Source organism: Nostoc sp. FACHB-110, assembly GCF_014697425.1.
Lineage (GTDB): Bacteria > Cyanobacteriota > Cyanobacteriia > Cyanobacteriales > Nostocaceae > Nostoc_B.
This window is the reverse complement of record NZ_JACJRU010000034.1, coordinates 21,097-36,546: the sequence shown is the minus strand read 5'-3', so window position 1 is coordinate 36,546 and position 15,450 is coordinate 21,097. Positions and strand designations below refer to the sequence as shown.

Below are 15,450 nucleotides of genomic sequence, written 5' to 3'. Positions count from 1 at the left end.
ACTCAATGATCCACAATTAAAAGCGATCTCCGGTAGCCCCGATTTACGCCACATCGACCGGGAAAAATTTATCGATTTAGTCAGCAGTCGCACCGACCTTTCTAAACGCGACGTTAACCGCATTGCAGACACACTTTACAATGTTTGGCAGCAAGTGGTAGGTCAACAGCAACCTGTCCCAGACCGTTTAGGGGAATTAGTTGACTATCTCAAATCCTTACCCCCAGGACAAACCAGAACCGACGAACTCAACGCCAAACTAGAACAGTTAATTGCGGAAAGCCGTTCCGCGAAACAAGCCGACCAAAAAGCCACACCAGGGCCCATTCAGCAGACACTCCAGCAAGGTCTAACGGCTTTAACTGGTATTGTTTTGGGACGCACTGATTTATCAGATATTGATGTGGAAAAGATTTTACAGTCTTTGACCACCGCCAAAGATAAAGCCACAGAACAAGCTGATAAATTAGGTCTTCCCTTACCTTCCAAACCTTACAGCCCAATTCGCGCTGATATCGAAAATTATCTGCATAACACTTATGCTTGGCAACTCAGCCAAGAAAGAATTGCCCAAGAATTCCGCGATGTTATTTATGACCCAGCCGCTGACCCTGGGATAATTAGAAGAGAATTAGACCGCCTGTCGCGCAATGATTTTGTCAAAATTCTGCAAGATAGAGGTTTACTCACCCAAGTTGAAATTCAACGCATCGCCGACAGGCTAGAAGCTGTACGTCAATCAGTATTAGTTACTGTTGTAGCCGAAGAAGAAAGGGAAATCGCCCAAGATTTGCAACGGCGAGTCGAAAGTTATCTATTGGTGACACCAAAATCAGATTTGACTGCGGAAGGTATTGAACGGGATTTTCAGTCTTTGTTGTCGGACTCTGATGCAGATTCTGAAACACTGTCACGCCGTTTTGCAGTCATTGACCGGGCAGAAATGCGGAAAATTCTGCTAGAACGCAACGATGTGCAAGTATATGAAGTTGAACCAATTTTAGATGAGTTGGAAAGACAACGCGATCGCGTGTTAATTACCGCCCAAGGTATAGCCGAACAGGCAAAATATCAAGCAGAAACCCTGTGGTTAAATGTAGAATCATATCTGCGGAACACTGGTAAAGCAGAATTAAACCCTGATGCGATTCGCGCCGACCTGAAGCGACTATTAGAAGACCCCCAAGCCGGGATCAGTGCAATTCGCGCCAGATTGTCTCGCTTTGACCGCGATACTTTAGTGCAGTTATTGAGTCAGCGCCAAGATTTGAGCGAAGACCAAGTTAACAACATTATTAATACTGTAGAAGATTCTTGGCACAGTATTCGCCACGCACCGCAAGCCGTCGCTGACAAAGCCAAAGAACAATATGATTCTGTGATGATCACAATTACAGATTATCTGCGGAACACTGGCAAAGCAGAACTCAACCCCGAAGGAATTCAACGAGATTTAGATCGCTTGTTTGCCAATCCCAGAGAAGGTGCGATCGCTTTGCGGCGACGGTTATCGCAAGTAGACCGCGATACCTTAGTTAAATTGCTGAGTCAACGGCGAGACTTGAGTGAAGAACAAGTCAACCAAATAATTGACTCGATGCAAACATCCATCCGCAATATTGTACGTGCGCCCCGCCGTTTGGCTACTCGTACCCAGCAAAGAATGGATACATTCAAAGCTTATCTAGAAGAATATTTGCGGCAAACTGGTAAAGAAGAACTCAATCCCGAAGGTATCAAACGAGACTTGCAATTATTGTTGCATGATCCCCGGGTGGGGGTAGAAAGTTTGAGCGATCGCTTGGCGCATTTTGACCGTTCTACCATCATCGCCTTACTGAAAATTCGGGAAGATATGAGCGATGAAGAAGCCGCCAGAATTGCCGATAATATGATTTCCGTCCGGGATCAATTTGTTGAGCAAATACGCAGTATTCAACGCCGGATACAAGATGTGGTGGATGGTGTTTTTGCCCGTATCCGCTACTATCTCAATTCCTTAGATCGCCCAGAACTTAACTATGATGGCATTAAGCGGGATGTGCGCCAGTTATTTGACGATCCCCAAGCCGGATTTGATGCCTTGCGCGATCGCTTATCTGCCTTCAACCGTGATACTCTAGTCGCCATCATGAGTTCCCGCGAAGATATCTCCGAGGAAGATGCTAACCGGATTATTGACCAAGTAGAACGCGCTCGGAACACAGTCTTACAACGCGCAGAACGCATCCAACAAGAAGCGCAACGCCGTTTAGAAGAAGTCAAACGCCAAGCCCAAAAGCAAGCCGAAGAAACCCGCAAAGCCGCAGCCACAGCTGCTTGGTGGTTATTTGCTACAGCCGTAGTTTCCGCAATTTTCGCCGCCTTTGGTGGTGCGATCGCGGTATTGTTTGTCTAGGCTCATTCACCAATACCGTTGAGTTAAGAAAGCTTCTCTATGGAGGTCAGGGAACAGGAAAAGAAAAAATGCTGTTCTGAACTGTATTGGCTCATCAACTAGTAGTCCACCAAGCCAATTATGATATGTCATTGATCCCCGACGGTAAAAAAGTCGGGGATCTTACCACCACCAACTTCTCACAATTAATGAAACGAACCATTAGTAGGTACACAATTGAGTTCTCAAAGCTATTCTCCCCCTGAATTTTGCTATAAATCCTATGAATCTTTGCTAGCTTGCCAATGAGGGTTTGTCAGACTAGTCAAAATATGATCTTGCCATTGGCCATTAATTAATAAATAGTCTCTGGCATAGCCTTCAACCACAAATCCCAATCGTTTGAGAACATTACCACTGCGCTGATTATGTGGCATATAATTTGCCATAATCCGGTGAAAATTTAAGTCTTCAAATACATAATCAATAGCTGCTTTTAAGCCTTCTGTCATGTAACCATTACCTTGAGCATTTTCAGCTAGGCTATAGCCTACATAACAAAAATGTGCTGCACCCCGAATAAAATTATTAAAATTAATCGTACCGATAACTTTGTTCGGCCGATTTCTCGGAAAAATAAACAGCTTTAATGATTGGTCATGAATGAATTCTAAAAATGTATTCTCTAGTTGATATTGCCAATACTCTTCAGTAAAAAAATGCTCCGCCCATTGAGGATAGAACGGAGTTAAATAAGCTTTATTATCTGTAAAGTATTTCAAAATTTGGGGAATATCCTCGTGAATCGCAATCCGTAATAAAAGGCGATCGCTAGTAATAATTGGTAATTCCGACTTCATAAAACTTTGATTAAATTAATAACTTGCACTAACAGTATTTTGATTTTTTAACTTTCCTGATACCAGCTAATTACGGCTGAAACTGCTGATTGAACATAGTAAAACTGTTATAACAAGATTTAGCAAAATTAGCATTTTCCAAATTGGCTCTAGAGAAATCGACAACACGCATATGTGCTGAACTTTCCTTGGTTTAGCTTCTAAAATTACCTCAGTCATCATTTTTAGAGCCTCTGAGAGGATAATTAAACGCTGATAATTGGCTGTTACTTCCAGATTGTTAGAGAATAATGGTGTGGGAATTGTGATTGGTGCTGAGTAGAAGCAAGAAAGAGCCTAAGAACGAGGATAAATCACCAATGACCAATGACAAATAACAGCCATCCATTCAAAATCTTGGTAAGCTGATGTCTAATGTCTACAGTTTTGGGATTGACGGCGGTACTTCAGGAAATCCAGCAAGAAGACAGATATTAATCAATCCAATCAATAACAAGGATGATGTCGGTGGGAATACGCTACGATTGGCAGGAAGCAGAAATTCGGCAGATTTACGATATGCCATTGCTAGAGCTAATTTATCAAGCTGCTAGCGTGCATCGCCAATATCATGACCCAAGCAAAATACAGGTCTGTAAGCTCATCTCTATTAAAACAGGCGGCTGTCCCGAAGATTGTAGCTACTGTGCCCAATCTTCTCGTTATCAAACCGAGGTCAAGCCCCAGTCCTTGCTAGATAAAGAGACAGTAATAGGTATTGCCCAAGCAGCAAAACAAAAAGGTGTCAGTCGTGTTTGTATGGGTGCGGCTTGGCGGGAAGTGCGAGATAATTCTCAGTTTGAGAAAGTGTTGGGTATGGTAAAAGAAGTTACCGACATGGGTTTAGAGGTGTGCTGTACTTTGGGAATGTTGACAGCAGACCAAGCAAAACGACTAGAAACGGCAGGGTTGTATGCCTACAACCATAACTTAGACACTTCTGAGGATTATTACAGCACAATTATTACCACTCGGACTTATGGCGATCGCTTGAATACAATTGAAAATGTCAGGCAAACTAACGTCACCGTCTGCTCTGGCGGTATCCTAGGTTTAGGCGAAACTGTTGATGACCGCGTATCAATGTTATCCACTCTGGCCAATCTCAACCCTCATCCAGAGTCAGTGCCAATCAACATTCTTTCCCAAGTTGAAGGTACACCCCTAGAAAATCAACCCGATGTCCCTTTTTGGGAAGTAGTCAGGATGATTGCCACAGCACGTATTGTCATGCCCACTTCTGACGTGCGTCTGAGTGCCGGACGAGCGAGACTTTCTCAAGTGGAACAAGCTTTTTGCTTTATGGCAGGAGCTAATTCTATCTTCTCTAGTGACGACAACAAAATGCTCACTGTCACCACGCCTTGTCCAGATTATGATGCTGACCAAGAAATGTTGAACTTATTGGGCTTACAAATGCGTCCACCAGCCCAAAGACAAAATCAAAATCAGGTAGCTAGCCCTGTAGCTGTGGGATAAACAGGGGTGTAAGAGATGAGGGTGTAAGGGTGTCAAATTCTGTCTCACTTACACCCCTATACCCTCATCCCCTTAATGATTAGATAATTTTAGCCGCGCGCAAACCGAACAACAAACCAGTTGCTATGCCGGTGAATAAAGCCAAAAAACCGATGTAAGCTACTACTGCAAACATTTTGATATTTCTCCACAATACTTCACTAAATCTATTGAACCATTAGTTATTGGTTAATAGTCAATGGTCATTGCTCAAGAACAAAGGTGTGGGGTGTAGGGAGACAGAACAAGAAATTTCAGACTTCAGACTTCAGACTTCAGACTTCAGACTGAGATTGCGGTAGAATACAAGCCCACGGGCGCATTTTAAGGTTGGGCAATGACTTCTGTAATTAACGTTAATTTACCGCAGCAGTCTTATGAGATTGCGATCGCACCTGCTAGCTTAGATCAACTTGGTCAAAAAATGGCCGATCTCCAGCTAGGCAAGAAAGTATTAGTGGTTTCTAATCCGACTATTTTTAAACATTATGGCGAAAGAGCGATCGCATCTTTACAATCTGCGGGTTTTGATGTCGCTAGTTATTGCTTACCCGCAGGAGAACGCTACAAAACCCTTAACTCCATCCAAAAAATCTACGATGTCGCCCTGGAAAACCGCCTGGAACGTTCCGCCACAATGGTAGCCTTGGGTGGCGGCGTAATTGGTGATATGACTGGTTTTGCTGCCGCCACTTGGCTGCGGGGAATTAACGTTGTGCAAGTACCTACCACCCTCTTAGCAATGGTAGACTCCGCCATAGGTGGCAAAACAGGTGTCAACCATCCCAACGGCAAAAACTTAATAGGCGCATTTCATCAACCGCGTCTAGTGTTAATAGACCCCGAAGTATTAAAAACTCTACCTGTACGGGAATTTCGTGCAGGGATGGCAGAAGTCATTAAATATGGTGTTATCTGGGATGCAGAATTGTTTACCCAGCTAGAAGCCAGCAAAAATCTCAATCAACTGCGATACATTAAGCCAGAGTTACTCAACGAAATATTAACCCGTTCTTGCCAAGCCAAAGCCGATGTCGTCGGCAAAGACGAAAAAGAAGGGGGACTACGGGCTATTCTTAATTACGGCCACACCATAGGTCATGCGATCGAAAGCTTAACAGGTTATCGTTTAGTCAATCATGGTGAAGCTGTCGCCATTGGGATGGTAGCAGCCGGACAAATTGCTGTGGACTTGGGTATGTGGCAGCAAGAGGAAACCAACCGCCAAAACGCCATCATTCAAAAAACCGGCTTACCGACACAAATACCTGCTGGGGTCGATATCGAAGCAATCATTAACGCACTCCAACTAGATAAAAAAGTCAAAGCTGGGAAAGTCCGGTTTGTTTTACCAACCCAAATTGGTGTAGTCACAGTTACAGACCAAGTACCCGCAGACACCATCCGCCAAGTATTACAAAACATGCAATAGATTAGCCAACTACAATTGAACTAGCCAACTGCTAGTTTGTGCCATGATTCTCCAAGCTAAAAATCAATTGACCTTGCAAGAGTTTTTCAACCTTACCCCAGGTGAAGGAGATATCACCTATGAACTCGTGGATGGTCAAACAATACCAAAAATGTCACCGCAAAAATTTCACTCTAAATTGACTCGTGCGCTTCTCAATTTGATTGAAGAATTGTGTGATTCTCAAGGAGAGGTATGTCCAGAATTAGCTGTTTCCTTATCTCGTAGAGGGCGAGATTGGGTTCCTGTACCTGATATTGTATATATCTCAAGCGATCGCTTACCCTCTGATTGGGAAGAAGAAGGAGTATGTTCTGTTCCACCTGATTTAGTTATTGAAATTATTTCACCGGGGCAAACATTTGGTGCAATGGCAGCTAAAGCAAAAGATTATTTAGATGCAAAAGTGCTGCGTGTGTGGGTAGTTGACAGTAAAGCCAGAAGCATTACTGTTTTTTTTCCAGATGCAGCACCACAAACATATATGGGAGATGAACTGCTACAAGATTCCTTATTTCCAGGTTTAGAATTTACAGTAGAGCAGGTATTTCAAAAAGCTAAAATACCTTTAAAATAGTCATTTTTCGATTATCAATTGGTAAAAATATTTAATTCACAATATGTGTTAACAGTCGTTATATCTATATTCCAGACTTTGTTAATAAGTCTGTTGTCTGATTGTTCAAGAATGAATTAGGACTGCTATAGATAACAAAAAGCAAATTGTTAAGCGTAATAAGAAGAAATGGTTAATTACCTCAACAATGAGGTAGAGACTGTTAACCTAGTGTATGTATGACATAACAAGCAAGCCAACCATAACACTCAAGAATTGTTTCATGACAAGATTCATCTATTTCCCTATAATGGCTTCTTTACTAATGAGTATGGGATGCCAATTAGCTCTTTCTGAAAGTCCTCATCATGACTCCCAAACTGAGTTAATTCAGCCAACCTTAATCTCTAATATAAAAGTTGCTGAATTCACTAGAGAAATTGATGACAAGACTGCTCTTAATTTAGTTTGGAAGTTACCCCAAGTACAACGTAAAGCACGGGAAATCGAAAGGCTTTCTAGAGGTGCTATCAAAGTAGGTGCAGTAGTGGATAGCTCTCCTACTCCCGATGAACCATACTATGTAGTTCGGATATATGAAGAGCAACCAGATCACGATTCCACAATTTATTGGTTTCGTGTTTCTAGTACTAATCGTGTAATTGAAGTTCTTGATTTAATTGAGAATAAATACATTAGCTTAAAAGAATGGCAAGAAAAATTTAAGCGGTAAACTAAATATATAAATCTGTAATTGATTCATCAAAAAAATAACCCAGATTTGTTTTATCAATCTGGGTTATCTAACTTTTATTTTCAATTAGGATGACTATAGTAAATTATCTATTAAAACTATTACTTTTTCTGAGCAATTGTGCTTTGCTGTTTATCTTGCATTTCTAAAAGTTCTGAAACAGTTACAAAGCGATATCCCTGCTTGCGAAATCTAGCAATAATCTCAGGTAAAGCGTGGACAGTTCGAGAACGATTTCCTCCACCATCATGCATTAGTACAATACCACCAGGTTTAGCTAATCTAAACACATTATCAATTAACTTTGGTACAGAAGGCATAGAGTAATCTACAGAATCGGTTGACCACATAATAACCGCGTACTTTTTGCCCTTTGCATAAGCAGCCACGCCATTATGCATGATCCCTCCAGGTGGGCGAAACAAATTAGTTTTCACCCCTGTAACTTGATAAATCATGTCTGTTGTATGGTCAATTTCATAAGCAGCGGCTTGTGGGTTCATAAAATGATACCAATGATGCCATGTGTGATTACCAATCACATGACCTTCTGCATTAATACGTTTCAATAATTCTGGATAATTTTTGACGTTCTGTCCAACAACAAAAAAAGTAGCTTTGATATTATTTTCTTTAAGAATATCTAATACTTGAGCAGTACTTTGAGGCCAAGGGCCATCATCAAAAGTCAAAGCAATGACTTTTTGGGCTGGACTGAGTTTAGCTTCTTTAATTATTGCCCCTTGAAAACGAGCAGCTAAATTATAACCAAGCCCTTTAGCTTGTGCTTCTTGCTGCCAACTTGTGAGCATGGTTGTTTTTAAACTCTCAATCCGCTTTTGAGTGCCGACTTTAGCAACTAAATTATTATTGTCATTGATAATTTGACTGCTTTGCGCCTCAGAGGTATTGGGTCTAATCAGCATCATAACTCCGACGCTCAAGGTAGCACCCAAGGCAAGCAAAGCAATTAATATACCTTGCGGCCAAAGTAACGATTTATTATTTTCCACTTTATAGCTCCTTCAAGGGTAGAACCATCAAGTATGGTTCTGACGGTACTTTATAGCACATTTTTCTTTAAAAATTAGATACCCAAGTTAACCACTTTAATCCTGAAATTTTACATCTGGATTAATTGAAGTTAACATTTGAGTTTTGCTGTAACACCATAGGTTATGGTAAATGCAATCTAGCTTGGAGCGATCGCCATCCAAAAACATTCAGGTAATATGTACCCAGTTTCTTCGCCTCTATACTCAAATAGTATGAGGTTTTTCTTTAACAGGTGATTCAGTGAATTTACTAATTTTAGAAAATCCACTCTTAAAACTTAGTCAGCACTTTCACTTGTATGTAACTAATGCTGCTAAAATTACTCACCCCCTGAAATAGCATCAATGTTTGCAGATAAATAAAAGTTATTGAGTAGATAACTTAATTATTAGGTTATCTATTTTGAAATCACTCTAGGTAGATTTTACTGCTTGGGGACATTTTTTTACATTTACAAAAAATTAAGTTTATCTTGACATCTTTAGTTACCATTCATCAAGTTAATTAACAGCAACCTATAAAAAATAGTTTCTCATTGTTAAAGCAGATCAATTAGTCAATTTATATACTCTTTGATTAATTATTGAGATGATGTGAGCAACTCATGATTTTTAATTAAAATTTATTTAGCTGTATATCTTAGCATAACAGTCGATTCTCAGACCAAAGGCAATGTTGGTAATTTTAAGATGATTAATTAATTGCTATGGCAAATTTATCAAGTTTGCTAATACCTAAAAATACATAAACTCTTGTAATTTAGATAACTAAATTTTCAATATGTTTCCATACAGAGATAAAGAATGGCTATTAATCTTACTTATATGTTCTTTAGTTTTATGGTTAATCTTTTTAGGTAACTCTCCTTTAAGAGATTGGGACGAAGGTACTGTAGCACAAGTAGCCCGGGAAATTTGGCGCGCTCCGCTAGGTTCTTGGCATTGGCTTTACCCAACTTTGGGCGGTGAAGCATATCACAACAAGCCACCTCTGATGCACTTATTAATTGCTTGGACTTACTCTTTAGGGGGTGTAAATGAGTGGACAACACGCTTACCGGGTGCTGTTTTAACAGCTTTAGGAGTTCCTTTGCTGTACTTAGTTGGCAATTTGCTTTTTCAGCAAAATTTACCTGCTTTGTTTGCAGCATTAGTTTATTTAACAATGTTACCTGTGGTACGTCACGGACGCTTGGCAATGCTTGATGGTGCAAGTATTAGTTTTTTTCTGTTGTTATTATTTTGTTTGCTCAAAGCGCGTCATCATCATCGCTGGGCTGTAGGTGTAGGAGTTTGTTTAGGGCTAATTACTTTAACCAAGGGAATGCTAGTTTTACTTTTAGCGGGAATTGTTGGTGTATTTGTGTTTGCTTCTCAACAATTAATTTTGATTAAAAATCGTTATTTATGGATAGGAATTTGTTTAGGCATATTCCCAGCGATCGCTTGGTATTTGGCCCAATGGCAACATTATGGTAGTAATTTCTTAGAGGTCAATTTGCAAGCACAGACTTTCGCACGTTTAGGACAGTCTGTAGAAGGTAATACAGGCCCTCTTTGGTACTATTTGATTGAATTACTCAAATATTCATTCCCCTGGTTGTTATTTTGGCCAGGAGGGTTTTATTTAGCTTGGAAAAAACGCCAAACTAGCTGGGGTAGTCTTATTTTAATTGGGACAACTATTTACTTAGGCACAATTTCTTTAATGACTACTAAATTGCCGTGGTATGTCATGCCAGTTTATCCTTTTTTGGCTTTAGCTATTGGATTAAAATTGAGTGATATTTGGCAGCAAACTCACTTTAGAGCCAGAATTTTGGGATATTTTCTCTTCGTCATTGCTATTGCAGGTATAGGAGGTATTGTTTACTTTACGATTGGTGATTATCAACCTGTACTAATTGCTATGAGTATAGTTTTATTCATTACTATGAGTATAAGTGGATGGCTGATTTTAGCAAGCGATCGCAGATTTATTCCCGTATTATTTGCAGGAATGTATTTAGTTCTATTCCTGTTAATGAGTTCCAAATCTTGGATTTGGGAATTAAATGAAAACTTTGCAGTCAAACCAGTAGCAGAATTAATTCGCAATCATGTTCCACCAGGAACAATAATTTACACTTCTTTTGCTTATGGTCGTCCTAGTTTAGACTTTTACTGCGACTGCAAAGTTATGCCAGCAAATGATTTAGTGTTACCAAAAAAATTAACTAATAATGCTTATTTACTTGTCAACAAAACTACCTTAAAAACGTTAAATTTAAATAACAATCAAATATTGGGTAATGTTGAAGATTTTAGTTTAATTGCACCATCTATAAAATAATTGTTTTGTACTTAAAATCAATACGTTTATCAACTACTGTTTGGTAAATAAATATATATTGTCTTGCTTATAAGTTAAACGAAAATCTTTGTTAATTTGTAGTTGATTAATGAAGGTAGAAGAGAATTCACGTTTATTATTGGTATTGGCATCTAACAATATATATTTAAAAGCATTATCACTTTTTGGTAATAAATCTAAATTGATGTCAGTTAACTTAACCATAGGACGTTGGCTCACATGAGGAGCAATTCGTGATGTTGTTAAAATACCTCCTTCTGGTTGTACTAAACTGACAGCAGTATAAAGTGATCGCAGATTAGGTAAACTTGATAGATAACGAGTTACAAAAAATTCATACTTAGCTAGTAATAAAAATGCAATTATAGAACAAATAATTAAAATTTTCGGCTTTAACCAAAGTCTTTTGTTGTGTTGCTGATAATAACTAATAGATTTTATTAACCATACAATTATAAATGGGAAAATCAACAAAGAATAATGATGAATTAAATCTCTTTGTGCCCAATAATCAGAAAGAATGTTGAGTAATAGCATTGGTAAGGCTGGCAAAATTACAGCGATTTTTCGCCAATGTAAGCCAATAATTACTGGTAAAATTAAAAGAAAATAATAAAGTATTGTATCAAGGACAAAAAATTTTCCTGCAATTAAACTAGGATTAGTAATAATATTCCAAAGAATTTGTTTTGGTGAATCGCCAAGAGAACGATAAAATATAACCCCGCCAGCTTGCCCACTACGGAGTAGCGGAACAAGATAAACAATTGTGATTAAATACCAAGCTGTGCCAATAAAAATACACCCTAGACCATACCAACGACGGTGTTGAATTAGCCACAGCCAAAGCCCTAAAGCAATTACAGTTAAACTCAAAATATCTTTACAACTTAAGGCTAAAATAACAGCAAACATTAACTGTCCAATTCGACCAGCGATTCCTGCCCACATTGCCCATAATAATGCTGGTACGGCGATTGCTTCTGGACGAAAGTCAGTGAAAAAGTTGATATTGAATAAGGCAGGATAAAGCAAATATGAGAGTGATATCGCTCGTGCATAAGTAATGTTTAAACCACTTTGTAGACTTAAAGCATATATTGGTACAGCACCAACGGCTAAAGCGAGCGCCTGTACAGCAAATAGCCAGTGTACATTAGGATAAATTTTGTATAGTAGGGCGATCGCATACAATATGAAAGCAGCATGATCCCCAAGTAGGTGAAATCCAAAAAATGATGAAATTGGCTGTAGACCTTGGCTAGCTAGGTATATCCATTGGTCAAAAACTGCTAAATCAAGAGCCGTAGATTGAAACAAAGCGTGTCTCAGGCTACTAGCAGCAAATAAAATTAAGCTGCTAATACCAATCATCCAGCCAAGAGGCTGAAGATGACTCATACTTTTTCGCATACGTACCATCAAAAAATTAACATTTTCTATGCTTTCGTCAATATCTTTGATAGCTAGGCAGATGTCAACCTACCCATTGTTCCTGGGCAAATCCTACAGCTAACTTGACCAGCAACATCGCAAATAAACCTAGCATTAAACATCCCTGACGGGGATAACGCGACAGCAGCACACCAATAGCAACACTCAAAGGTATGATTCCATAAGCCAAACGGCTTAAAGAAATCGTACCACCAGAAGCTAGTAACAAACCGATACCGCAAAAGCCATAAATTATAGCTACGGGGGTGAGTGCTGCCCTAAAACGCCACAAGACAAAGCCGCCACCTAAAAGCATCAACGCATTCAGCAAATTATTGATGAGTTTTTCCTCAGCAATAATGAGCAAAAATGCAACCAAGGTGTAAAAACCATAGATTCTATTTAAGGAATGCAAACTTTTCTGAGTACGCCACATCCAAAAAATACAGCCAACCACCAAGCTAAATAACAAGGGATGCCAAGGATCTTGTAGTCCGCCGTTGGGGTTTTGTACCCAACCAAATTTCCAATTATCACCCACTACAATTTGCATCAGCATATTTAGCCAACCTTGCCAATCAAAACCCAAGGAAGGCCGCCAGCCCCGCTGCGCTGCGATAAAAGCTAAAGGATTGTGAAAATAAATGGCACAATACAAACTAAATAAAAGTATGCCTGTGGCACTTGCTAAACTGGCAAGATAAGCACTTGCTGGTCTGCGTTCTTGCCAAGCTGCGATCGCTAAGGCTGGAATTAATGCTATACCTGTAGGCCGAGTTGCTGTAGCCAAACTACCCCAAAAAGCCACCCAAGGGTAATCTTTGCGGTCAAAAGCCCACAGTGCCGAGGTACTCAAAAATAAATACAGTCCCTCGGTATAAATTACTCCTGTAAACATCGCCATCGGACACCAAGACACCACAGCCGTCGCCCACTGTGCTGCTTTTATACCACAATGTTCTTTTACCCAAAAGTAAATACAGTAGAGTGCAGCACAAAACGCCAAATTATTGACCAGTGTACCTGCAATTTCAAAAGATAAACCCAGGCGCATTAATGCCCAAATACACAAAGGGAACAGCGGGAAAAAAGCTAAATTATGTTGTTTCCCATCATCCACAAATTCATATCCAGAAGTCACTATTGCTCGATAATGAACACTATCCCAGCCATCAACAGCACTCCAGCCTAAAATCATAGACTCTTCTGTATGATTTGAGGGTAAATGTGGGGCTAATAGCAACATGGCACACCAAATTAAGATGCGACTACCAAACCACATTGCTGCTGGAAAAATCGCTTCATTTTTCCAGAAAAATTTTATGATTGATATTTGAGACCTAACCATAGGCTTCAGTTGTTCTACAGGCTCCTTGATGTATCTTTTTACCTATGGTTGCTCCAAACTATTAGTATCATTAAAAACATAGTTGTTAAAATCAGAATTGAATTCCATCTGAACCGCAATAAATATTTTTACCTTGTTTGAGTCCATCGTATCCGTATTCAAAATGAAGTTTTTATTGTCGAAATTCTCAGCATTTATCATTAACAATATAGTATTTATATACACAATTTATTCCAATTGCCAAGTAAAAGAGAGTTTGACTACTGATTATGGGGATCACTGTGATATATGAGTCCCAGGCAATTTATAGTGGGAGTTATCCGTAAATCCTTAAGCAATTGTGAAAGCTATTACTCTTCTTGGTTCCACTGGCTCAATCGGTACTCAGACTTTAGATATTGTCTCGCAGTACCCAGATCAATTTCGGATTGTGGGATTAGCTGCCGGGAATAATGTGGAGATGTTGGCAGATCAAATTCGGCAGTTTCGGCCAAGTATAGCCGCGATCGCTGCTGAAGATAAATTACCAGCACTCCAAGCTGCGATCAAAGACGTTGATCCCCAACCTCTTTTACTAGCTGGCACAGCCGGAGTGATTGAAGTTGCTCGCTACGGCGATGCCGAAACTGTCGTTACAGGTATTGTAGGTTGCGCTGGTTTGTTGCCAACCATCGCCGCCATTGAAGCAGGTAAAGATATTGCCCTCGCCAACAAAGAAACTTTAATTGCTGGTGGCCCTGTAGTTCTACCCTTAATAGAGAAACATGGTGTAAAACTATTACCTGCTGATTCTGAACATTCAGCAATATTTCAGTGCCTGCAAGGAGTTCCCCAAGGCGGATTACGTAAGATTATACTCACTGCCTCTGGTGGTGCTTTCCGTGATTGGCCTGTCGAAAAGTTACCAGAAGTTACTGTTAGTGATGCTCTCAAACATCCTAACTGGTCGATGGGTAAAAAAATTACGGTAGACTCTGCTACTTTAATGAATAAAGGATTGGAAGTAATTGAGGCTCACTTTCTGTTTGGCTTAGATTACCAAGATATCGAGATTGTTATTCATCCGCAAAGTATTATTCACTCATTAATTGAGTTGCAAGATACCTCTGTGTTAGCACAACTTGGTTGGCCAGATATGCGTTTACCGTTGTTGTATGCCTTATCTTGGCCCGATCGCATCTACACTGATTGGGAAAGACTAGATTTGGTGAGAGCAGGTAGTTTAACTTTCCGCGAACCAGATCATCAAAAATATCCCTGTATGCAGTTAGCTTATGCCGCAGGCAAAGCAGGTGGCTCAATGCCAGCTGTATTAAATGCCGCTAATGAACAAGCTGTCGCATTATTTTTAGCAGAGAAAATTGGCTTTTTAGATATTCCTCGGTGTATTGAATGGGTGTGCGATCGCCATCAAAATCATAACTGTGCAAATCCTTCTTTAGATGACATTTTGGCAGCAGATCAATGGGCTAGACAAGAAGTTTTAACAGCAACTAAAAATTTAACAACCAAACCCCATGTAATTTCTTTGAATTAAATCCTTTCAAAGTACTAAGCAAATCACATTTGCTGCTATTCAAATTAAGTCCGCCTTTGCGGACTTACATAAAATAGATATTTTTCCAGCACTACTAAAAATTTTAATTTTACAGGTAGAAATTTTATGCCTACAAATTTATATAATC

12 protein-coding genes are annotated in these 15,450 nt (G+C 39.6%); 7 read left to right on the top strand and 5 right to left on the bottom strand.

The window, feature by feature from the left end:
- The first annotated feature begins 144 nt into the window (after positions 1–144).
- Positions 145–204, top strand: a complete 60-nt coding sequence (locus H6G69_RS34865) for a hypothetical protein (RefSeq protein WP_397326990.1) — start codon at positions 145–147, stop codon at positions 202–204.
- 2,454 nt (positions 205–2,658) lie between these two features.
- On the opposite strand, the gene rimJ is transcribed toward H6G69_RS34865, so the two are convergent.
- Positions 2,659–3,237, bottom strand: a complete 579-nt coding sequence (gene rimJ / locus H6G69_RS24650; RefSeq protein ID WP_190691758.1) for a ribosomal protein S5-alanine N-acetyltransferase — start codon at positions 3,235–3,237, stop codon at positions 2,659–2,661.
- Positions 3,238–3,738: 501 nt separating this feature from the next.
- On the opposite strand from rimJ, the gene bioB reads away from it, so the two are divergent.
- Positions 3,739–4,755 (top strand): biotin synthase BioB, encoded by a 1,017-nt coding sequence (gene bioB, locus H6G69_RS24645; protein WP_190691794.1) that lies wholly within the window; start codon positions 3,739–3,741, stop codon positions 4,753–4,755.
- A 79-nt stretch (positions 4,756–4,834) separates the two neighbouring features.
- Here bioB and petL read toward each other — a convergent pair whose 3' ends face one another.
- The gene (petL, locus tag H6G69_RS24640) at positions 4,835–4,930 is read right to left on the bottom strand and encodes a cytochrome b6-f complex subunit PetL (RefSeq protein ID WP_190691757.1); all 96 of its coding nucleotides are present in this window, start codon (positions 4,928–4,930) and stop codon (positions 4,835–4,837) included.
- A 201-nt stretch (positions 4,931–5,131) separates the two neighbouring features.
- On the opposite strand from petL, the gene aroB reads away from it, so the two are divergent.
- From aroB to H6G69_RS24625, 3 genes are all read left to right on the top strand, one after another.
- The gene (aroB, locus tag H6G69_RS24635; RefSeq protein WP_190691756.1) at positions 5,132–6,226 is read left to right on the top strand and encodes a 3-dehydroquinate synthase; all 1,095 of its coding nucleotides are present in this window, start codon (positions 5,132–5,134) and stop codon (positions 6,224–6,226) included.
- A gap of 43 nt (positions 6,227–6,269) precedes the next feature.
- A complete protein-coding gene (locus H6G69_RS24630) occupies positions 6,270–6,842 on the top strand; it encodes a Uma2 family endonuclease (RefSeq protein WP_190691755.1) in 573 nt (190 codons plus the stop codon).
- Positions 6,843–7,104: 262 nt separating this feature from the next.
- Positions 7,105–7,554 (top strand): hypothetical protein, encoded by a 450-nt coding sequence (locus H6G69_RS24625; RefSeq protein ID WP_190691754.1) that lies wholly within the window; start codon positions 7,105–7,107, stop codon positions 7,552–7,554.
- Positions 7,555–7,676: 122 nt separating this feature from the next.
- On the opposite strand, the gene H6G69_RS24620 is transcribed toward H6G69_RS24625, so the two are convergent.
- Positions 7,677–8,588: a polysaccharide deacetylase family protein gene (locus tag H6G69_RS24620; protein WP_190691753.1), complete on the bottom strand. Its 912-nt coding sequence runs from the start codon at positions 8,586–8,588 to the stop codon at positions 7,677–7,679.
- Positions 8,589–9,411: 823 nt separating this feature from the next.
- Here H6G69_RS24620 and H6G69_RS24615 point away from each other — a divergent pair.
- Positions 9,412–10,962 carry a glycosyltransferase family 39 protein gene (locus H6G69_RS24615; RefSeq protein ID WP_190691752.1) on the top strand — a complete coding sequence of 517 codons (1,551 nt, stop codon included), beginning with the start codon at positions 9,412–9,414 and terminating at the stop codon, positions 10,960–10,962.
- A 33-nt stretch (positions 10,963–10,995) separates the two neighbouring features.
- Here H6G69_RS24615 and H6G69_RS24610 read toward each other — a convergent pair whose 3' ends face one another.
- Together H6G69_RS24610 and H6G69_RS24605 are read right to left on the bottom strand one after the other, a co-directional pair.
- Positions 10,996–12,384, bottom strand: coding sequence for a DUF2079 domain-containing protein (locus H6G69_RS24610; RefSeq protein ID WP_190691751.1), 1,389 nt, complete (start codon positions 12,382–12,384; stop codon positions 10,996–10,998).
- A 76-nt stretch (positions 12,385–12,460) separates the two neighbouring features.
- The gene (locus tag H6G69_RS24605) at positions 12,461–13,765 is read right to left on the bottom strand and encodes a mannosyltransferase family protein (protein ID WP_190691750.1); all 1,305 of its coding nucleotides are present in this window, start codon (positions 13,763–13,765) and stop codon (positions 12,461–12,463) included.
- A gap of 340 nt (positions 13,766–14,105) precedes the next feature.
- On the opposite strand from H6G69_RS24605, the gene dxr reads away from it, so the two are divergent.
- The gene (gene dxr, locus H6G69_RS24600) at positions 14,106–15,302 is read left to right on the top strand and encodes a 1-deoxy-D-xylulose-5-phosphate reductoisomerase (RefSeq protein ID WP_190691749.1); all 1,197 of its coding nucleotides are present in this window, start codon (positions 14,106–14,108) and stop codon (positions 15,300–15,302) included.
- Positions 15,303–15,450 lie beyond the last annotated feature (148 nt).